The sequence below is a fragment of the Brachybacterium sp. AOP43-C2-M15 genome (assembly GCF_052446295.1).
GTDB lineage: Bacteria > Actinomycetota > Actinomycetes > Actinomycetales > Dermabacteraceae > Brachybacterium.
This window is the reverse complement of sequence record NZ_JBQSWB010000001.1, coordinates 191,304-210,423: the sequence shown is the minus strand read 5'-3', so window position 1 is coordinate 210,423 and position 19,120 is coordinate 191,304. Positions and strand designations below refer to the sequence as shown.

The window sequence follows — 19,120 nt, the reverse complement described above, 5'->3', positions numbered from 1 at the left end:
TCAGTACCTGGTAATCTCCTGGCATGCATCTGATGAGAACTGTTTTCATGAAGCGGCGGGTCGTGGCGCTCGCCGGGGTCGGTGTGCTCGCCCTCGCCGCGTGCAGCGGCGGCACCGGCGGCGGTACGGGCGCCTCCGACGGCGGGGCGGGCGACGGTGCTGCGGAGGAGGCACCCGCCTCGGACCGCACCGAGGTCGGGGCCCTGAGCCCCCGGATCGTGCTGGCCCATGAGGGCGGCGTGACCACGATCGACTCCTCCGACGGCGCGACCCTCGGCACCGAGGACGTCGAGGGCTACGTGCGCCTGAACCCCGCCGGCGACGGGCGCCACGTCGCCGTCAGCGCCTCCGACGCGATCACCATGTACGACACCGGACTGCTGGTCCAGGGCCACGGCGACCACTTCCACTACTACGTGCAGGACCCCGCCCTCACGGACCTCACGATCGACGCCCCCATGCCCGGGCACGTCGTCCCGCACGGCGACCGCACCGCCCTGTTCGCCGACGGCACCGGCGCCATCACCCTGATCGACCCCACCGCCCTGGGCGAGGGCGAGCTCGACGTGCTCGAGGAGACCAGCACCGAGGACCCGCACCACGGCGTCGCGGTGCCGCTGTCCGACGGCGGGCTGCTGACCACCCAGGGCACCGAGGACTCGCGCAGCACCGTCCAGGTGCTCGACGCCGAGGGGACCGTGACCGCCGAGACCGACGACTGCCCGGGCGTGCACGGCGAGGCCGCCGCCCAGCCCACCGAGTCCGGCGATGTCATCAGCCTGGGCTGCGAGAACGGCTCGGTCATCTACCGCGACGGCGAGTTCCACAAGGTCGACATCGAGGGTGACTACCAGCGCTCCGGCAACCAGAAGGGCGACGAGGACTCCCCGATCGTCCTCGCCGATCACAAGGTCGAGGCCGATCCCGCCGGCGGCATCGAGCGCCCCACGGAGATCGCGCTGATCGACACCCGCTCGGACACCCAGGAGATCGTCGACCTGGGCTCGGAGTACTGGTTCCGCTCCCTGGACCGCGGGCCGGACGGCGAGGCGCTGGTCCTCACCGCCGACGGCGAGCTGAACATCCTCGACCCCGAGTCGGGCGAGATCCTCCACGAGGTCCCCGTGACCGAGGAGTGGACCGAGCCCGACAACTGGCAGGAGGCCGGCCCGATGCTCGACGTCGCCGACGGCACCGCCTTCGTGGTCGACCCCGCCGCGCAGAAGCTCACCATGGTCGACGTGGCCAGCGGCGAGATCTACCGCGAGCTCGACCTGCCCGTGGTGCCGCACGAGATCCAGGTGACCACCGGCACCGCGTCCGGCGAGTACGAGGTCGCCCCCGGCGCCGACGCGCACGGGGAGGACGACGCCGAGGACGAGGGCGAGGACGAGCACGACCACGAGCACGAGGACTCCTCCGACGGCGGTGGTGACCACGAGGGTCACGACCACGGCGAGGAGGACGACGAGCACGAGCACTGAGACCCTCCGTCAGGGGACGGATGACAGGGGCCCGGTGGGCGGATCCGAGGGCACGGGTCCGCCCACCGGGCCCGTTCGAGGTCCGGCTCGGAGGCCCCGCTGAGCTCGGGGGCCCCGCAGCGCTCAGAAGCCCCGCGGCGCTCAGAAGCCCAGCTGCTCCGCCCGCGCGGTGACCGCCTGGGCGGTCGCGATGGTCTGGTCCACGTAGGCCTCGCCGAAGATGCGCACGTGGCCCAGCAGGCCGAAGAGCTGATGGGCGGGCAGATCCTGCTCCCAGTCGCCGGGCAGAGGATGCTCGGACTCGTAGCCCTCGAAGATCTCCTCGAGATGCGGCGCCCCGAACAGGGAGAGCATCGCGAGGTCCTCGAGGCGGTGCCCGCCGTGCGCCGCCGGGTCGATGAGGGTGGCGCCGTCCGCGGTCCACATCAGGTTGCCGGACCACAGGTCGCCGTGGACCCGGGCGGGCTCCTCGACGCCCTGCCCGCTGACGCCGTCGAAGGCGCCGTCGATGATGATGTCGATGGCCTCGTCCACGGAGTCGTGGCCGTCGGCCCCCAGGGTCCGGGTCACGGCATCGGCCAGCGGCCGCAGGCGGTCCTCGGCCCAGTACCCGGGGAAGTCGTCGCGCGCGATGCTCTCGACCGCGAAGGGGCTCTCGAGCGGACCGAACCAGGCGTCCTCGGCCGGGGTCCAGCCGAAGGCGGGCGCGCCGGCGTCGTGCAGACGCGCCAGCGCGCGGCCCGCCTCGCGGGCGGCCTCGACCGTCGGCGGCACCGACGCCAGGCGCTCCAGGCGCAGGAAGTCCGTGCCCTCCTCCAGCACCGGGACGACGGGGATCGCCGCGGCCTCCGCCAACCAGCGCAGACCGGCGGCCTCGACGGCGAGGTATCCCTTGGGGGCGTTGGGGCCGTTCTTCACGAAGTCGCTCATGAGGTCACAGTAGGCAGACCGCACCAGGGCGGGGCCAGTCCTGCAGGTGGGAGCGCGACCGTCCTCACTCGGGAGGTGCGGCCCGGTGGCCGAGGGTCAGGGGTCGACGCCGAGCTCCACCGCGAGGGTCGCGCGCAGAACCGGCAGCACACGGCCGTGGGAGCGGCGGGTGGCGGCGCGCGAGGCGACGTGCACCAGCATCGCGCTGCGCTCGTAGGCGGTCCACGCCCGCATCCGTTCGCGCAGCGAGGCCGTGTCCGACACCGAGGCGGGCACCTCGCCGTGCTCCCGGCGAGATCTCACGTAGACGGCCACGAACTCCTCGACCTGCTCCTCGGCCATCGGCACGTACCAGGGCCCGCCGTGCACGGCGCCCCCGAGGATGGCCAGGTCGCGGGCGGGATCGTCCCCCTGGGCCCATTCGAAGTCGATGTACCGCACCTGCGGGTCGCTCGTCCCGTCCTGGGTCCCGTGCCACAGGATGTTGGTCGAGCACAGGTCCCCGTGGGCGAGCACGAAGCCGTCCAGCTGCGCGATCTGCCCCTCGACCGAGGCGACCCGGTCGAGCGCCGCGTCGAGCAGGCGGTCCAGCCCGTGCTGGTCGAGGACCGCGCCGTGGAGCGCCCGCCAGGAGCGCACCTCCTCCTCGACCTCGGGCAGGAGGTGCTGGGGCCCGGGAGGCACCGCCGCCCACGGATCCGTCCCCAGCGTCACCGGGCCGCGGCCCGGCGCGGGGACGGCATGCAGGCGCGCGAGGCGCTCGGCGTGGGCCCTCAGGTGCGCGCCGGTCCAGGTCTCGGGGGCCGCGGCGGTGCCGGGGATCTCCGTCGCCACGACATAGCGATGGCCGAGCGGACTGGTCGCGGGATCGTCGTGGACGGCGATCGGCGCCGGGCCGACCTCCGGAGGGATCAGGGTCAGGGCCGCGATCTCCCGGGCCAGGTCCTGGTGGAGCTCATCGGCCGTGACGTGCGGGATCCGCACGATGATCGGGGCGTTCTCCTGGGGGATGACCCGCCAGGCGGCGAAGCGCTCGCCGACGCCCGCGAGAGCGACCCGCGCCGGTCCGGACAGCGAGGAGGGCAGCACGGACCGGTGCAGTCCGGGCAGGCGCAGAGGTGAGCCCTCGTCCTCCAGAGGCAGCACCAGCTGCCCGGTGCGCCAGGCCTCGACCAGTCGTTCGCCCATCGCGGGGGAGGTGGGGTCCAGCAGGCTCGCGGGGTGGTCGGGGGAAGCGGGGACCATGGCGGCTCCTGGCAGGCGGGGCCACCGATCCTACGCGGGCTCCCCTCTCCTGCGCGGGCCCCGTGCTCCATCGCGCTCCCGGCGCGGGAGGAGGTCCGCGAGATCCTCGGGGGCGAGTACGTTTGTCCTCGACCTTCCCTGCCACCGCCCCGAGGAGACCGTCCATGGAGCTCGTCCTGCTCGCCGTCGCCGTCGGGGTGGGCGTGGGGGTCGTGGTCGGGGCGCTCGGGGCCGGCGGAGGCATCCTCGCCGTGCCCGTGCTGGTGTTCCTGCTCGGCATGCCTGCCCACTCCGCGACGGCGTCGAGCCTGGTCATCGTGATGATCACGGCGCTCGCGAGCCTTCCCCACCATGCCCGTCACGGGAACGTGGACTGGCGCAACGGGCTGGTCTTCGCGGGTGTCTCCGTCCTCGGCGCGGTGCTCGGCTCCCGGCTCTCGGCGCTGGTGCCGGAAGAGGTCCTGCTCACCCTGTTCGGCGTGATGCTGGTGGCGGTCGCGATCGCCATGCTCCGTCGCGCGCTGCGCACCCGGCGCGAGGAGCATGCGGAGGCCGCCGCCCACGGCGTGCGGGGAGAGATCGACCCCGACGAGACCGTCGCCGTCCATGACGACCCGGTGCTCGACCAGCCCGGCCCGGACACCGTCGAGGCCGCCGACGGCATCCGACGCCATCATGGCGAGCCCGAGCTGCCGCTGCCCGGCGCCGCCCCCGCCGCGCCGCGCCTGCCGCTGGTCCTCGGCGCGGCCACCCTCACCGGGTTCCTCACCGGCTTCTTCGGCGTGGGCGGCGGATTCATCGTGGTGCCCATGCTGGTGATCGCCCTGGGCCTGGCGATGCGCCGTGCCTCGGGCACCAGCCTGCTGGTGATGGTGGTCGTGACCGGGGCGAGCCTGCTCGCCCGGATCGGGACCGAGGTGCAGGTCGACTGGTCGACCACCCTCGTGTTCGCCGCCGGCTCGGCGCTCGGCGGCATCCTCGGCGGACCGCTCTCGACCCGGGCGCGCCCCTCGACGCTGACCCTGCTGTTCGCCGTGCTCCTGGGCGGCGTGGCGGCGGTGACGCTGGTCCGGACGCTGGGCGGCTGACTCCCCGGGAGCAGGCCGGAGAAGCGATGGCCGCTGGATCGCGGCCGTGCGAGGGTGCCGCCATGAGCTCCGCAGACCCCCGCACCGTTCCGCCCCCGACCGCCGGGGAGCGCGAGTCGCTCGACGCCTGGCTCGACTTCTACCGCGAGACCCTGCTGCTGAAGATCGAGGGCCTGGGCGCCGAGCAGCTGTGCCGCCGTGCCGTGCCGCCGTCGGCCCTGAGCCCGATCGGGATCGTCCGTCACCTCACCGACGTCGAGGCGTACTGGCTGCGGGAGGTGCTGCTCGACGACGAGCAGCCCGATCCGCACTGCGACGAGGACAACCCCGACGGCGACTTCCAGGACGTGGATCCCGCGACGGCCCTCGCCGACATCGAGGCGTACCGCGCGCAGCTGGTGGCCACCCGCGCCGCCCAGGCGAGCTGGACCGATCTCGACGGGCCCGTGCTCGGAAGGCGGCACGGCGCGCCCGTGAACCTGCGCTGGATCCTCATCCACCTGGTCGAGGAGTACGCGCGCCATCTGGGGCACCTGGACCTCCTGCGCGAATCCATCGACGGCCGTGCCGGATACTGAACGGCATGCCGACGACCGGAGCGCCCCGTCCCGTCAGCGCCGATCAGGTGACGCTGACCCACCTCGTCCCGGGAGACGCTCCGGCGCTCCTGGAGCTCGAGACCCGCAATCGCCGGCAGCTCCTCGTCGGCGCCCCCGCCCGCGAGGAGAGCTGGTTCACGGAGGTCGGCCAGCGCACCGCGATCGCGCATGCCCTCGCCGAGCAGGAGAGCGGACGCGGGCTCTCCCTCGCCATCCGGCTCGAGGAGGACGGGCAGCGGAGGGTGGTCGGCCGTCTGACCCTCGCCGCCATCACGCGCGGCGCCTTCGAGTCCGCCTCGCTCGGCTACTGGGTCGATCACGCGCTGACCGGGCGCGGCATCGCCACCCACGCCGTGGCCTCCGCGGTCGCGGTGGCCTTCGGCGGTCTCGGCCTGCACCGCCTCCAGGCGGAGGTGCAGGTCGGCAACGACGCGTCCGCCCGGGTGCTCGAGAAGTGCGGGTTCGCGGAGTACGGGATCGCCCCGGACTACCTGCGGCTGGGCGGGGGATGGGCCGACTGCCGCCTGTTCCAGCTCGTCGACTCCCGCTGGCGACCGCGGGAGACGCAGCGGCCGGGCACCGAGCGCAACGGCCGACGCCCCGGGGAGACCACCCTCGGCGCGCAGGTCCCCGGCCTGCAGGAGGCCCTGGCCCTCTACGACGCGGTGGGCTGGAGCGCGTACACCGAGGATCCCGCGGCGCTCGAGCGCTCGCTCGCCGGGAGCGCGCACGTGGTCACCGCCCGACGCGACGGGGAGCTGGTGGGGCTCGCCCGAGTCCTCAGCGACCGCGCGACCGTCGCGTACCTGCAGGACGTGCTCGTCCATCCCGACGTGCAGCGCGCAGGACTCGGCGCGCGCCTGGTCGACGCCGCCCTCGAGCCCTTCGCCGCGGTGCGCCAGCAGGTGCTGCTCACCGATGCCGAGCCCGGTCAGCGCGCCTTCTACGAGTCCCTCGGCTTCGTCGAGGCCCACGACCACGAGGCGGGGCTGCGCTCCTTCGTGCGGCTGCGGTGAGCGGCCCGTCCCGCCGGTTCGCGGACCCGGTCCGTCAGTGCGCCGCGGCGCCGTCGAGCACGCCCCGCACGGCGTCGTCGATGAGTCGGGCGGCGGTGCGGGCGGTGCGGCCGTCGACGTCGAGCGACGGGTTCAGCTCCACCACGTCCAGCAGCGCGAGCTTCCCGCTGCCCGCCGCGGCGCGGACGGCCGCGGCGATCAGCGGCAGCGGCACGCCGTACGCGGCGGGGGCCGAGACCCCGGGGGCGGTGGCGGCGGGCAGCACGTCGAGGTCGATGGTCAGGTAGAGGACGTCGAGCTCGGCGGTGAACTCCTCCACGAAGGAGCGGAGCCCCTCCGCGCCCGCGGCGAGGCACTGCTCGTCGGTCCACCAGCGCACGCCCAGCTCCCGGGCGCGCTCGAACAGGACGCCCGTGTTGGAGGGCTCGGCGATACCGAGCACGGCGTAGCGCAGCTCCCGACCCACCGCGTGCTCGGCCGCCGCCATCTGCGCGAAGGGGGTGCCCGAGGTGGGATGCGGCTCCTCGCGCAGGTCGAAGTGGGCATCGAGGTTCAGCACGCCCCAGCGCTGACCGGCGCGCGGCCCGATCCCGGAGCCGACGAGACCGAGGTACGAGGACCAGGCCGTCTCGTGCCCGCCGCCCAGCACCACGGCGAGCGCGGACCCTGCCCGGTCCAGGCCGTGGGAGGTGAGCGCGGCGGCCGCGGCCTGCCCGCCCTCGAGGTCCTCGCCCACCGTCTCGGCGTCCCCGAGGTCGTGCAGGCCCACCTCGCCGCGGGCGAACTGTCCGTGCAGGGCGAGCGGGGCGAGCGCGCGGCGCAGCGCGGCGGGCCCGTCGGCCGCCCCGACCCGGCCACGGTTGCGGCGCACGCCCTCGTCGGAGCGGAAGCCGAGCAGCGCCACGTGCGGCGCGGCGGGGTCGGCCCCCGCATGCGGCGCGCCCCCTCCTGCCCGCTCCGCTGCGCCGCCGCCCGTCGACGGGGCCGTGACCTCCTGCACCGCCTGGTGCCAGCGGGCGTGCTCCGGGCCGTCGCCGTCGTGCCGACCGGTCCAGACCGGGGGATCGGTGTCCGGGAGATGCGTCATCGGGGCTCCTCGCCTCCTCAGGGGTCGTGCGCAGGGGATAGCGTCGGGTGCCATGATGGCACCCGACCGGCCGCGGTCGTCCATGCCGGCCCCGGGCGGACGCCCGGAGCCCCTCAGGAGAGCGAGCAGGCGATGCCCGATCATTCCGAGCAGGCCGAGGCCGAGGAGCGCCGACGGCTCGGGACGAGCGACGAACCCGTCGAGGACGCTCTCGTCCAGGAGTTCGAGAACACGGTCGCCGAGGGCGCGAACCGGCTGAACCGCACCTGGCGCGCCCTCGTGGTCACCGGTCTGTTCGGCGGGATCGACGTGGGCATCGGGCTGCTGGCGATGCTCGCCGTGCTCGACGCGACCGGGTCGAAGCTGCTGGGCGGTCTCGCCTTCGGCGTCGGGCTGTACGCGCTGCGGCTGGCCCACTCGGAGCTGTTCACCGAGGACTTCCTGGTGCCGATCAACGCCGTCGTGGCCCGACACGGCACCTGGTGGCAGCTGGTGAGGCTGTGGACCACCACCCTGGTCACCAACCTCGTGGGCGGCTGGGCCTTCACCTGGCTGGTGGTCGCGGCCTTCCCCCGCTTCGACGACGTGCTGGTGGAGTCCGCGACCGGATACCTGGAGGACGGGCTGACGCTCGAGACCGGGGCGCTGGCCCTGCTCGCGGGGTTCACGATCACGCTGATCACCCGGATGAACCAGGGATCCTCCGAGGGCATCGCGACGCTCGCGAACTCGCTCATCTCGGGCTTCCTGGTGGTGGGCCTGGCCATGCACCACGGCGCCCTGACCTCCGCGATCATCTTCGGTGCGATGCACGCCGGGGCTCACATCCCCTATCTCGACTGGCTGGTCTGGTTCTGCTGGGTGATCCCGCTGAACATGATCGGCGGCCTCGTGATCCTCACGATCCCGCGCCTGGTGCGCACCTGGGAGCTGGTGCGCGAGGAGAGGACGGCCCAGGACGGCGCCGCCCCGACGGGCTGAGCCCGGTCGACATCGCGGGGCGGGGCCCGCCGCGGACCGACGGGCAGGCTCCGCAGGTCCCTCGACCTGGCATGCTTCCCCCATGGCCTCCCCGAAAGCCCCGGCCGCCGACGCGACGCTGCGAGTGCTGACCTTCCTCGCCTCGCGCCGCTCCCCGGTGGCCGCGGCGCGGATCGCCGAGGAGCTGGACCTGCCCCGCTCGCGCACCTACGACCTGCTGGCCACGCTCGTCGAGCACGGCTACGTCATGCACCTGGACCAGGAGCGGCTGTACGGGCTGGGCCCGGCGGCCCACGAGCTCTCGGGCGCCTACCTGCGCCAGGAGCCGCTGGCGCGCATCGGCCGACGGGTCATCGAATCGATGGTCGACGAGATCGGCGAGTCCGGCCATCTCGCGGTCCTCCACGGGCGCGACGTGCTCTACGTGGTCGAGGAGCGGGCCCGGAACCGTCCGAGCCTGGTCACCGACGTGGGCGTGCGCATCCCCTCGCACCTCACCGCGAGCGGCCGCGCGATCCTCGCCGAGCTGCCGCCGGCCCAGCTGCGCGCGCTCTACGGCCACGCCGCGGACTTCACCGCCCGCACGGAGGCCACCGGCCCCTCCCGCCCCAAGGAGCTGCGCGAGCTGCTGGTCCGGGTGCGGGCCGAGGGGATCGCCCGCGAGCAGGGCGAGGTCACCGAGGAGCTCGCCTCCGTGGCGGCCGTGGTGCGGGACCACGCGGGCTGGCCCGCGGCCGCGGTGGCGCTGACCTTCGTGGAACGGGACGTGGACGAGGAGCGCCGGGAGCGCTGCGCGGAGGCCGTGCGGCGAGCGGCCGACGAGATCACCCGCCGCCTGCGGGGGCGGCCGACGGGCGAGCGCACCGCCCGATGAGGCGCGCGAGCGCGCCGCCCGACGCGGCGCGAGGGCACCACCCGCCGCGGCACGAGGGCCGACAGGACTGTCGCCCGGGGGACGCCTCTGGAAGGATCCACGTATGAACCCCGGCGTCGTCTCGGTCCATGCCAGTGCGGAGCACGGCTTCAGCAAGTCCCGCGTGGACTCGATCGAGCTCCTGGAGGGGATCGGTGTGCGCGGGGATGCGCACGCCGGGGTCACGGTGAAGCATCGCAGCCGTGTGGCGCGGGATCCCGACCAGCCCAACCTCCGCCAGGTCCACCTGATCCACCAGGAGCTCTTCACCCACCTGGCCGAGCAGGGGCACGAGGTCGCCCCGGGGGAGCTGGGGGAGAACATCACCACCACCGGCGTGGACCTGCTCGGCCTGCCGGTCGGGACCCGCCTGCAGATCGGGGAGGCGGTCGTCGTGGTGACGGGGCTGCGGAACCCCTGCCAGCAGATCGAGGCCTTCCAGCCGGGCCTGCTGCGCCAGGTCCTGCCGCGGGACGACTCGGGCGAGGTCCGCCGTCTCACCGGGGTGATGGGGATCGTCGCCCGGGGCGGGACGGTCCGTCCGTCGGACCCGATCTCCGTCGAGCTGCCGCCGCAGCCGCACCATCCGCTCACCCGGGTGTAGTCGCCGGACCCGTCGGCGTGGCGCCGCGCGTTCCCTCGCGTCCGGGATACCGGACGGCTTGGGCCGCGACCCCCTCGACCCGCGGTCGCGCGGGTGGTGTCCTGACAGGAGCACCCGCAACCCCCGACCCCAGGAGCCAGAGATGTCCCTCCCCGGAGCCCGCCCCGTCCGCGCCCCCCGCGGCACCGACCGCAGCGCGAAGTCCTGGCAGACCGAGGCTCCGCTGCGGATGCTCATGAACAACCTCGACCCCGAGGTCGCCGAGCGGCCCGACGACCTGGTCGTCTACGGCGGCACCGGGCGTGCGGCCCGCTCCTGGGAGGCGTTCGACGCGATCGTCGAGACCCTGCGCGACCTCGAGGACGACGAGACACTGCTGGTCCAGTCCGGCAAGCCCGTCGGCGTGCTGCGCACGAACGAGTGGGCCCCGCGCGTGCTGCTGGCGAACTCCAACCTCGTGGGCGACTGGGCGACCTGGCCGGAGTTCCGCCGCCTCGAGGCCGAGGGACTGATGATGTACGGCCAGATGACCGCCGGCTCCTGGATCTACATCGCCACCCAGGGCATCCTCCAGGGCACCTACGAGACCTTCGCGGCCGTCGCCGCCAAACGCTTCGGCGGCACCCTGGCCGGCACGATCACCCTGACCGGCGGCTGCGGCGGCATGGGCGGTGCGCAGCCCCTGGCCGTCACCCTCAACGACGGCGTGTGCCTGATCGCCGACGTGGACCGCACCCGCCTCGAGCGCCGCGTCGCCAAGCGCTACCTCGACGAGATCGCCGACGACCTCGACGACGCGATCGCCCGCGCCGACGCCGCCAGGGCCGAGAAGCGCGGCCTGTCCATCGGCATCGTCGGCAACGCCGCGGAGGTCTTCCCCGCCCTGTTGGAGCGCCATCAGGCCGGTGACCTCACGATCGACGTGGTCACCGACCAGACCAGCGCCCACGACCCGCTGAGCTACCTCCCCACCGAGGTGTCCGTCGAGGAGTGGCAGGCCGAGGCGGACTCGGACCCCGAGGGCTTCACCAAGAAGTCCCGCGAGTCGATGGCCCGCCAGGTCCGGGCCATGGTCGAGTTCCAGGACGCCGGCGCCGAGGTGTTCGACTACGGCAACTCGATCCGCGACGAGGCCCGCCACGCCGGCTACGACCGCGCCTTCGCCTTCCCGGGCTTCGTCCCCGCCTACATCCGGCCCCTGTTCTGCGAGGGCCTCGGCCCCTTCCGCTGGGTGGCGCTGTCCGGCGACCCCGAGGACATCGCCGTCACCGACGCCGCGCTCAAGGAGCTCTTCCCCGAGAACGAGCACCTGCACCGCTGGCTCGACGCCGCCGGCGAGTACGTCGAGTTCGAGGGCCTGCCCGCCCGCATCTGCTGGCTCGGCTACGGCGAGCGGCACAGGGCCGGGATGCTGCTGAACGACCTGGTCCGCGACGGGAAGTTGAAGGCCCCGATCGTCATCGGCCGCGACCACCTCGACTCCGGCTCGGTCGCCTCCCCGTACCGCGAGACCGAGTCCATGCTCGACGGCTCCGACGCGATCGCCGACTGGCCGCTGCTGAACGCGCTGACCGCCACCAGCTCGGGCGCCACCTGGGTCTCCATCCACCACGGCGGCGGCGTGGGCATCGGCCGCTCGATCCACGCCGGCCAGGTGGGCGTCGCCGACGGCACCGATCTCGCCCGCCGCAAGCTCGAGCGCCTGCTGACCAACGACCCCGCGATGGGCGTGATCCGCCACGTCGACGCCGGCTACTCGCGCGCCGACCAGGTCGCCCACGAGCGCGGCGTGCGCGTGCCCATGACCCCCACCCGTCGGGACTGAGCATGGCCACCACCTCCACCCTGCTCACCGGCATCAGCGAGCTGTGGACCCTCGACCCGGCGCTCGACGACCCCGACCGCCCGGGCGAGGTCACGGGCGACCAGGTGCTGCACGATGCGGCCCTGGTGATCGAGGACGGCGTCATCGCGTGGGCCGGCCCCGCCGCGCAGGCGCCGACGGCCGACGAGGCCGAGGACCTGGGCGGTCGGGCGGTGCTGCCCGGCTGGGTCGATTCCCACAGCCACCTCGTCTTCGACGGCGACCGCGCCGCCGAGTTCGAGGCCCGGATGGCCGGACGGTCCTACAGCGCCGGCGGCATCGGCGTGACCACCGACGCCACCCGCTCCGCCCCCGACGACCGCCTGCGCAGCCTGGTCCAGGAGAGGATCGCGGGCGCCCATGCGGGCGGCACCACGTGCCTGGAGACCAAGACGGGCTACGGGCTGACCGTCGAGGACGAGCTGCGGGCCGCGCGCCTGCTCTCGGACCTGATCCGGGAGGGGCGGCTCGACGAGGCGACCTTCCTCGGCGCCCACCTGGTCCCGCGCGAGTACGACGGCCGGGACGGCCGCCCGGACGCGGAGGAGTACGTGGACCTGGTCACCGGGGAGATGCTCACCGCCGTCGCCCCGCACGTGCGCTGGATCGACGTGTTCTGCGAGGAGGGCGCCTTCGACCCCGAGCAGTCCGAGCGGGTGCTGCGCGCCGGCGCCGCCGCGGGTCTGGGCCTGCGGGTGCACGGCAACCAGCTGGGCACCAGCGGCGGGGTCGCCCTCGCCGTCGAGCTGGGCGCGGCGAGCGTGGACCACGTCAACCACCTCGCACCGGCCGACGTCGAGGCGCTCGCCGCCTCGGACACCATCGCGACCGTGCTGCCGGCCTGCGACCTCTCGACCCGGGCGCCGCTGGCCCCGGCGAAGGAGCTGCTGGAGGCCGGGGCGAACCTCGCCATCGCGAGCAACTGCAACCCCGGCACCAGCTACACCAGCGCGATGAGCTTCTGCGTCGCGACCGCCGTGCTGCAGATGCACCTCTCCCTCGCCCAGGCCGTGCGGGCCGCCACCCGCGGCGGGGCGCTCGCCCTGCGCCGCGAGGACGTGGGCCACCTCGGCGTCGGTGCGCGCGCCGACCTGCACGTCCTCGACGCCCCCGCCGCGATCCACCTCGCCTACCGTCCCGGCATGCCGCTCACGCATCAGGTGCGGCGGCGCGGGCGGCGGATCGTCTGACCCGGCCCGCCTGAGCTGCGCCGACCGGCCCGCTCCGCCGCGCCTCGATCCCTCCCTCCTCCCGTCCGCTCCTGATGAAAGGACGCTCTCGATGATGACGACGTCCGACGCCTCGGCCGGCTCCGGCCGACAGCCCTTCGACCGCGCCTCCGCGGACCGTGCCCGGTCCGTCACCCGCCCCGACGGCACCGAGCGGACCGTCCCGCCCCGTCGCTGGCGCTTCTTCGTCTGCAGCGCCCTGGGCCTGGCGATGTTCTTCGTGACCGTCGAGATCGGCGGGACCTCCACGATCCTGGTCGATCACGCGCTGACTCTCGTGCGCTGGGTGCTCGGACCGGCGGTCCCCTGGGTGGTGGTGGCCCTGGTCCTGCTCGGGACCGTGCGCCCCTTCGTCACCGGCTCCTGGCGCCGCGGCACGTTGCGCACCGTGTTCGCCCTCGCCAACATCGTCGGTCTCGTCGTCGCCGTGTGCGCGGCGGCCGGCTACTACCCGGGCCCGCTCGCGAACCCCGACATCGGCCCCTTCCTGTGGGAGAGGCTCGGGATCCCCGTCGGACTCATCGTCCCCGTCGGCGCCGTGTTCCTGGCCCTGCTGATCAACTATGGGCTGATGGAGTTCATCGGCGTGCTGGTGCAGCCGATCATGCGCCCGGTGTGGAAGGTCCCCGGCCGCGCCGCGGTCGACGCCGTCGCCTCCTTCGTCGGCTCCTACTCGCTCGCGCTGCTGATCACCGACCGCGTCTACCGCGAGGGCCGCTACACCGGCAAGGAGGCCGCGATCATCGCCTCCGGCTTCTCGACCGTCTCGGCGACCTTCATGGTGATCGTGGCGAGCACCCTCGACCTCATGCAGCACTGGACGCTGTACTTCCTCCTCACCTTCGCGATCACCTTCGCGGTCACCGCGATCACGGTGCGGATCCCCCCGCTGCGCAGCATCGCCGACGTCCCCTACGAGGGCAGGGAGCACCTCCCCGAGCCCGTCTCGCGCGGCAACCGTGTCGTCCAGGCCTGGGACGAGGCGATGCGCGCCCTGTCGATCGCACCGGGCGTGGTGCGCGGCAGCTGGGCGACCTTCAAGGACGGCGTGCTGATGAGCGCCGCGATCGTCCCCTCGATCCTCTCCATCGGCCTCGCCGGGCTGCTGCTGGCGACCTACACGCCCGTCTTCGACCTCATCGGCTGGATCTTCGTGCCGATCGCCTATCTCGTGCAGCTGCCGGATCCGGCGCTGGCCGGGAAGGCCGTCTCGGTGGGCATCGCCGAGATGTTCCTGCCCGCCACCGTCGTGGCCGGGCACGAGTCCGAGGTGCTGCGCTTCACCATCGGCGTCACCGCCGTCTCCCAGATCGTGTTCTTCTCCGCGCTGGTGCCCTCGGTGCTGGCCACGAAGATCCCGCTCGGCCTGGGTCAGCTGGTGGTGCTGTGGTTCGAGCGCGTGGTGCTGACGCTCCTGATCACCGCTCCGCTCGCGCACCTGCTGCTCTAGACCCCCGCCCCGCAGACCGAAAGGCTCCCATGACCGGCCCCGTCTCCCTCTCCAGCCCCGTCACCCTCGCCAGCTCCGGCCTCACCGCCGCCGAGGTGCTCGCCGTCGCCCGCCGCGGCGCCCCCGTCGAGCTCGATCCCTCGGCCCGTGAGCAGGTCGCCGCCGTGCGCCGCCACATCGAGGAGCTCGCGGCCGCCGAGACCCCCGTCTACGGCGTCTCCACCGGCTTCGGCGCTCTCGCCGACACCTCGATCCCGCCGAGCATGCGCCACGCCCTGCAGCGCTCCCTGATCCGCTCCCACGCCGCCGGCGCCGGGCCCGAGGTCGAGACCGAGGTGGTGCGCGCCCTGATGCTGCTGCGCGCCCGCACCCTCGCCTCCGGCCGCACCGGCGTGCGACCCGTCGTGGTCGAGACGATCCTGGCCCTGCTCAACGCGCACATCACCCCGATCGTCCACGAGTACGGCTCCCTGGGCTGCTCCGGTGATCTGGCCCCGCTCTCCCACTGCGCGATCGTGCTGATGGGGGAGGGGCGCGCCCGGGACCGCGACGGTGCGGAGCGCCCGGTGCCGGAGCTGCTGGCCGAGGCCGGGATCGAGCCGGTGCTGCTCGAGGAGAAGGAGGGCCTGGCGCTGATCAACGGCACCGACGGCATGCTCGGCATGCTGCTCATGGCCATCGCGGACCTCGACGAGCTGGTGCGCACCGCGGACCTCACCACCGCCCTGTCCGTGCAGGGCCTGCGCGGCCGCGACACCGTCTTCCACCCCGAGCTGCATGCGCCGCTGCGCCCGCACCCCGGCCAGGAGGCCTCGGCCGCGAACATCCTCGCCCTGCTCGAGGGCTCGCCGATCATCGCCGACGTCGCGGCCGAGGGCTCCCGGGTGCAGGACGCCTACTCCCTGCGCTGCGCGCCGCAGGTCGCCGGAGGCGTGCGCGACACGATCGAGCACGCCCGCACCGTCGCCGAGCGCGAGCTCGCCGCCGCGATCGACAACCCCGTCGTGCTCGAGGACGGCACCGTCACCTCCAACGGCAACTTCCACGGCGCCCCCGTCGCCTATGTGCTCGACTTCCTCGCCGTGGTCTCCGCGGATCTCGCCTCGATCGCCGAGCGCCGCACCGACCGGATGCTCGACAAGTCCCGCTCCCACGGGCTGCCGCCGTTCCTTGCCGACGACCCCGGCGTGGACTCGGGCTTCATGATCGCCCAGTACACCCAGGCGGGCCTGGTCTCCGAGATGAAGCGCCTGGCGGCTCCGGCGAGCGTGGACTCGATCCCGTCCTCCGCGATGCAGGAGGACCACGTCTCGATGGGCTGGCACGCCGCCCGCAAGCTGCGCACGAGCGTCGAGAACCTGCGCCGGGTGCTCGCGATCGAGATGCTCACCGCCGCCCGGGCGATCGACCTGCGCGCCCCGCTGGCGCCGTCGGCCGGGAGCGCCGCGGCGATCGCGGTGCTGCGCCGCACCGTCGAGGGTCCCGGTCCGGACCGCTTCCTCGCCCCGGACATCGCCGAGGCGGAGGCGCGGCTGCAGGACGGCACCGTGCTCGCCGCCGTCGCGGAGGTGGTCGGCCCGCTGCGGTGAGCCCGTCACGGCGGTGACCGACCGGTCACCGCCGTGCGGTGTGTGCGGAGCGCCGCGGAGGAGTACCCTGACCGGCGCCGTCCGACGGGGTCCACCTCCCCGCGGGGCGGCTCTCCTCATCCCCCGCCCGGGAGACCACCGGGCCCCCTGAAAGAAGAGCCATGGGCGAACTGCACCTCGGCTTCGAGATCACGGCGCTCGCCGTCCTCTGCGCCATCCTCCTCGCCGACCTGATGCTCGTCATCAAGCGCCCCCACCTGCCCTCCCTGCGGGAGTGCGCGGCCTGGATCGGCTTCTACGTCGGCCTCGCGCTGGTGTTCGCCGTGGTGCTCTACCTCGTGGGCGGCACGGAGCCGGCCTCCGAGTTCGTCACCGGCTGGCTGCTCGAGTACTCGCTGAGCATCGACAACCTCTTCGTCTTCATCCTCATCATGACGAAGTTCGGCGTGCCCCGGAGGTATCAGCAGGAGGCGCTGATGGTGGGCATCATCATCGCCCTCATCGCGCGCGGCCTGTTCATCCTGGCGGGGGCGGTGATCATCGAGCACTTCGTCGCGATCTTCTACCTCTTCGGCCTCTTCCTGCTGTACACGGCATGGAAGCAGGCCTTCGGCGACGAGGACGAGGGCGCCGACTCACCGATCCTGCGAGCGGTGCGGAAGGTGCTGCCCGTCTCGCAGGAGTACGACGGGAACAGGCTCCGCACCGTGGTGGACGGCAGACGGATGTTCACCCCGCTGCTGCTGGTGTTCATCACCCTCGGCATCACCGACGTCATGTTCGCCCTGGACTCGATCCCCGCGATCTTCGGCGTCACCCGCAATCCGTTCCTGGTGTTCACCGCCAACATCTTCGCGCTGATGGGCCTGCGGCAGCTGTACTTCCTGCTGGGCGGCATGCTGGAGCGGCTGGCGTACCTGCAGTACGGGATCGCGGCGGTGCTCGCCTTCATCGGGGTGAAGCTGCTGATCCATGCCATCCACGAGGCGCCGCTGGACTTCGTCCCCGGCTTCGAGGTGCTCCAGCGGATCCCCGAGGTGCCGATCTGGCTCTCGCTCGCCGTCATCGTGGTCGCCATGGGGGTGTCGGTCCTGGCGTCCGTCGCGGTCGCGGCGCGGAAGAACCGGGAGGGCATCGAGTCCTGAGGTCGGATCGGCGGGTCAGCGCCGCAGCCTCCGATACGCCCGGGCGGACAGGGGCACCAGCACGACCAGCAGCAGCGTGGGCCACAGCACGGCCGCGGCCACGGCGTGCTCGGCGAGCAGCCCCGTGGTCACCCCGGTGGGATTGCCGAACAGCTCGCGCACGGCCGTGGCCGTGGCGGAGAGCGGGTTCAGCGAGGCGATCCACCCCAGCCAGGTGGGCATCAGCTCCGGGGAGACGAAGGCGGAGGACAGGAAGGCGCCCGGCCACACCAGGATCTGCACGGCCACCGTCGCGCCCTCGTTCCTGCCCAGGGTGAGCGCCAGGAGGATCCCGAGCCACAGCATCGCCAGGCGCAGCCACAGCAGGAGGGCCACGGCGAGCAGCGCGGCGAGGGGCGATCCCGTGATCCTCCAGCCGAGCGCGAGGCCGCCCCCGATCAGCACGGCCAGCTCGACCACCGAGGTGGTCATGTCCGCGCCCACTCTGCCCAGCGCCACCGAGGCCGCGGAGATCGGCAGGGAGCGGAAGCGGTCCGTCACGCCCTTCCGCGCGTCGGCCGCCATGGCGCTCATGGTCACCTCGAGGCCGAACATCATGGTCACGGCCATCATCCCCGGCAGCAGGTAGGAGATGTACCCGCCGCCCTCGGGGAGCGTGATGGACCCGCCCAGGATCACGGCGAACATCAGCAGCAGCATCAGGGTGAAGGCGAGGTTCATGACCGGCGTCCAGGGGCGGCGCCTCCAGTGCCGCAGGTCGCGCTCGGCGATGATGAGTCCTTCTCGCAGGGCGGTCATCGGTTCTCCTCCTCGGTGAGGGCGAGGAAGACCTCGTCCAGGGTGGGGCGTCGCAGGGCGATGTCGTCGGGGGCGATCCCGGCCGCGTCGAGCCGCCGCACCACCTCCAGCAGGTCGATGGCGCCGTGCGGGGCGGGGACGGTGACCACGCCCGCCTCCTCGTCCGCGGACGGGGCCGAGCGGTCCCGGAGGGTGCGGTCGGCAACGGTGCTCCCCGCGGCGGTGAGGGCCGCCGCCACGTGCGCGACGCTCTCGCCGGCGGGAACGGTGACCTCCACGCGGTCCCCGCCGCGGCGGGCCTTGAGCTCGCGCGGGGAGCCCTCGGCGATCACCCGGCCCGCCCGCATGATCGAGACGGAGCCCGCGAGCTGATCGGCCTCCTCGAGGTACTGCGTGGTCAGCAGCACCGTGGTGCCGCGTGCGGCGATCTCGCCCACGGCGTCCCACACGTCGATCCGGCCCCGGGGGTCCAGCCCCGTGGTGGGCTCGTCGAGGAACAGGACCGCGGGGTCGGCGATCATGCCCGCGGCGATGTCGAGCCGGCGGCGCATGCCGCCCGAGTAGGTCGAGACCTCCCGCTGAGCGGCCCCGGCGAGACCGAACTGCTCGAGCAGCTCGTCGGCCCGGTGCTGCGCCGCGCGCCGTGCCGCGCCGTGCAGCATCCCGAACATCACCAGGTTCTCGCGGCCTCCCAGGATCTCGTCCACCGCGGGCTGCTGGCCGATCAGGCCGACTCGTCGCCGCACCTCGGCACCGCGGGAGCGCACGTCGATCCCGGCGACCCGCGCCGAGCCGGAATCGATGTCCAGCAGGGTGGTCAGCGCTCCCACCGCGGTGGACTTCCCCGCGCCGTTGGGCCCCAGCAGCCCGTGGATCGTCCCCGGTGCGACCTCGAGGTCGAAGCCGTCCAGCGCGGCGACCTCGCCGTAGTGCTTGTGCAGGCCGACGGCGCGGATCGCCGGCGGGTCCGCCCCGGGCCGCGGTGCCTCGGCATCCCTCGCCGGTGCATGCCCGGCGTCTCGTCCGGTCCGTGCCATCGAGCCCTCCAATGTCGTACGTCGTACAGAGTAGATGTGGACTGTACACCGTACGAGGTAC

General features: G+C 73.4%; 17 protein-coding genes. 12 read left to right on the top strand and 5 right to left on the bottom strand.

The window, feature by feature from the left end:
• The first annotated feature begins 32 nt into the window (after positions 1-32).
• Positions 33-1,484 carry a hypothetical protein gene (locus tag ACT3SP_RS00910; protein ID WP_444585350.1) on the top strand — a complete coding sequence of 484 codons (1,452 nt, stop codon included), beginning with the start codon at positions 33-35 and terminating at the stop codon, positions 1,482-1,484.
• 141 nt (positions 1,485-1,625) lie between these two features.
• Here the strand turns inward: ACT3SP_RS00910 and ACT3SP_RS00905 are convergent, their stop codons facing one another.
• Both ACT3SP_RS00905 and ACT3SP_RS00900 read right to left on the bottom strand, forming a co-directional pair.
• On the bottom strand, positions 1,626-2,414 hold the full coding sequence (locus tag ACT3SP_RS00905; RefSeq protein WP_444585349.1) for a fructosamine kinase family protein: 789 nt from the start codon (positions 2,412-2,414) through the stop codon (positions 1,626-1,628).
• 96 nt (positions 2,415-2,510) lie between these two features.
• Positions 2,511-3,659, bottom strand: a complete 1,149-nt coding sequence (locus tag ACT3SP_RS00900; RefSeq protein WP_444585348.1) for a phosphotransferase family protein — start codon at positions 3,657-3,659, stop codon at positions 2,511-2,513.
• A gap of 164 nt (positions 3,660-3,823) precedes the next feature.
• On the opposite strand from ACT3SP_RS00900, the gene ACT3SP_RS00895 reads away from it, so the two are divergent.
• From ACT3SP_RS00895 to ACT3SP_RS00885, 3 genes are all read left to right on the top strand, one after another.
• Entirely contained in the window at positions 3,824-4,747 is a 924-nt protein-coding gene (locus ACT3SP_RS00895) for a sulfite exporter TauE/SafE family protein (RefSeq protein WP_444585347.1), read from the top strand.
• 62 nt (positions 4,748-4,809) lie between these two features.
• Positions 4,810-5,325, top strand: a complete 516-nt coding sequence (locus ACT3SP_RS00890) for a DinB family protein (RefSeq protein WP_444585346.1) — start codon at positions 4,810-4,812, stop codon at positions 5,323-5,325.
• A 5-nt stretch (positions 5,326-5,330) separates the two neighbouring features.
• Positions 5,331-6,362 carry a GNAT family N-acetyltransferase gene (locus tag ACT3SP_RS00885; RefSeq protein ID WP_444585345.1) on the top strand — a complete coding sequence of 344 codons (1,032 nt, stop codon included), beginning with the start codon at positions 5,331-5,333 and terminating at the stop codon, positions 6,360-6,362.
• Between the two features lie 34 nt (positions 6,363-6,396).
• Here the strand turns inward: ACT3SP_RS00885 and hutG are convergent, their stop codons facing one another.
• Positions 6,397-7,449, bottom strand: a complete 1,053-nt coding sequence (gene hutG, locus ACT3SP_RS00880) for a formimidoylglutamase (RefSeq protein ID WP_444585344.1) — start codon at positions 7,447-7,449, stop codon at positions 6,397-6,399.
• Positions 7,450-7,581: 132 nt separating this feature from the next.
• On the opposite strand from hutG, the gene ACT3SP_RS00875 reads away from it, so the two are divergent.
• The 8 genes from ACT3SP_RS00875 (at position 7,582) to ACT3SP_RS00840 (ending at position 17,224) form a co-directional block, all read left to right on the top strand.
• Entirely contained in the window at positions 7,582-8,430 is an 849-nt protein-coding gene (locus ACT3SP_RS00875) for a formate/nitrite transporter family protein (RefSeq protein WP_444585343.1), read from the top strand.
• Positions 8,431-8,512: 82 nt separating this feature from the next.
• Positions 8,513-9,304, top strand: a complete 792-nt coding sequence (locus ACT3SP_RS00870) for an IclR family transcriptional regulator (RefSeq protein ID WP_444585342.1) — start codon at positions 8,513-8,515, stop codon at positions 9,302-9,304.
• A 103-nt stretch (positions 9,305-9,407) separates the two neighbouring features.
• Positions 9,408-9,947: an MOSC domain-containing protein gene (locus tag ACT3SP_RS00865; protein WP_444585341.1), complete on the top strand. Its 540-nt coding sequence runs from the start codon at positions 9,408-9,410 to the stop codon at positions 9,945-9,947.
• Positions 9,948-10,089: 142 nt separating this feature from the next.
• Complete coding sequence (gene hutU, locus ACT3SP_RS00860; protein ID WP_444585340.1) at positions 10,090-11,772, top strand: urocanate hydratase; 1,683 nt, start codon at positions 10,090-10,092, stop codon at positions 11,770-11,772.
• Positions 11,773-11,774: 2 nt separating this feature from the next.
• Entirely contained in the window at positions 11,775-13,001 is a 1,227-nt protein-coding gene (gene hutI, locus ACT3SP_RS00855) for an imidazolonepropionase (protein ID WP_444585339.1), read from the top strand.
• 91 nt (positions 13,002-13,092) lie between these two features.
• Positions 13,093-14,490 carry a YjiH family protein gene (locus tag ACT3SP_RS00850; protein WP_444585338.1) on the top strand — a complete coding sequence of 466 codons (1,398 nt, stop codon included), beginning with the start codon at positions 13,093-13,095 and terminating at the stop codon, positions 14,488-14,490.
• A 29-nt stretch (positions 14,491-14,519) separates the two neighbouring features.
• Complete coding sequence (gene hutH / locus ACT3SP_RS00845; RefSeq protein WP_444585337.1) at positions 14,520-16,079, top strand: histidine ammonia-lyase; 1,560 nt, start codon at positions 14,520-14,522, stop codon at positions 16,077-16,079.
• Between the two features lie 161 nt (positions 16,080-16,240).
• Positions 16,241-17,224, top strand: a complete 984-nt coding sequence (locus ACT3SP_RS00840) for a TerC family protein (RefSeq protein WP_444585336.1) — start codon at positions 16,241-16,243, stop codon at positions 17,222-17,224.
• 15 nt (positions 17,225-17,239) lie between these two features.
• On the opposite strand, the gene ACT3SP_RS00835 is transcribed toward ACT3SP_RS00840, so the two are convergent.
• Complete coding sequence (locus ACT3SP_RS00835) at positions 17,240-18,022, bottom strand: ABC transporter permease (protein ID WP_444585335.1); 783 nt, start codon at positions 18,020-18,022, stop codon at positions 17,240-17,242.
• Complete coding sequence (locus tag ACT3SP_RS00830; RefSeq protein ID WP_444585334.1) at positions 18,019-19,059, bottom strand: ATP-binding cassette domain-containing protein; 1,041 nt, start codon at positions 19,057-19,059, stop codon at positions 18,019-18,021. The genes ACT3SP_RS00835 and ACT3SP_RS00830 overlap by 4 nt, the downstream gene beginning before the upstream one ends.
• Between the last annotated feature and the right edge of the window lie 61 nt (positions 19,060-19,120).

Coding starts and splice junctions, on each gene's coding strand:
- ACT3SP_RS00865 (WP_444585341.1), top strand. CDS start 9,408: ATGAACCCCGGCGTCGTCTCGGTCCATGCCAGTGCGGAGCACGGCTTC.
- ACT3SP_RS00905 (WP_444585349.1), bottom strand. CDS start 2,414: ATGAGCGACTTCGTGAAGAACGGCCCCAACGCCCCCAAGGGATACCTC.
- ACT3SP_RS00870 (WP_444585342.1), top strand. CDS start 8,513: ATGGCCTCCCCGAAAGCCCCGGCCGCCGACGCGACGCTGCGAGTGCTG.
- ACT3SP_RS00910 (WP_444585350.1), top strand. CDS start 33: ATGAGAACTGTTTTCATGAAGCGGCGGGTCGTGGCGCTCGCCGGGGTC.
- ACT3SP_RS00835 (WP_444585335.1), bottom strand. CDS start 18,022: ATGACCGCCCTGCGAGAAGGACTCATCATCGCCGAGCGCGACCTGCGG.
- ACT3SP_RS00850 (WP_444585338.1), top strand. CDS start 13,093: ATGATGACGACGTCCGACGCCTCGGCCGGCTCCGGCCGACAGCCCTTC.
- ACT3SP_RS00890 (WP_444585346.1), top strand. CDS start 4,810: ATGAGCTCCGCAGACCCCCGCACCGTTCCGCCCCCGACCGCCGGGGAG.
- ACT3SP_RS00840 (WP_444585336.1), top strand. CDS start 16,241: ATGGGCGAACTGCACCTCGGCTTCGAGATCACGGCGCTCGCCGTCCTC.
- hutU (WP_444585340.1), top strand. CDS start 10,090: ATGTCCCTCCCCGGAGCCCGCCCCGTCCGCGCCCCCCGCGGCACCGAC.
- ACT3SP_RS00885 (WP_444585345.1), top strand. CDS start 5,331: ATGCCGACGACCGGAGCGCCCCGTCCCGTCAGCGCCGATCAGGTGACG.
- hutH (WP_444585337.1), top strand. CDS start 14,520: ATGACCGGCCCCGTCTCCCTCTCCAGCCCCGTCACCCTCGCCAGCTCC.
- ACT3SP_RS00875 (WP_444585343.1), top strand. CDS start 7,582: ATGCCCGATCATTCCGAGCAGGCCGAGGCCGAGGAGCGCCGACGGCTC.
- ACT3SP_RS00830 (WP_444585334.1), bottom strand. CDS start 19,059: ATGGCACGGACCGGACGAGACGCCGGGCATGCACCGGCGAGGGATGCC.
- ACT3SP_RS00895 (WP_444585347.1), top strand. CDS start 3,824: ATGGAGCTCGTCCTGCTCGCCGTCGCCGTCGGGGTGGGCGTGGGGGTC.
- hutI (WP_444585339.1), top strand. CDS start 11,775: ATGGCCACCACCTCCACCCTGCTCACCGGCATCAGCGAGCTGTGGACC.
- ACT3SP_RS00900 (WP_444585348.1), bottom strand. CDS start 3,659: ATGGTCCCCGCTTCCCCCGACCACCCCGCGAGCCTGCTGGACCCCACC.
- hutG (WP_444585344.1), bottom strand. CDS start 7,449: ATGACGCATCTCCCGGACACCGATCCCCCGGTCTGGACCGGTCGGCAC.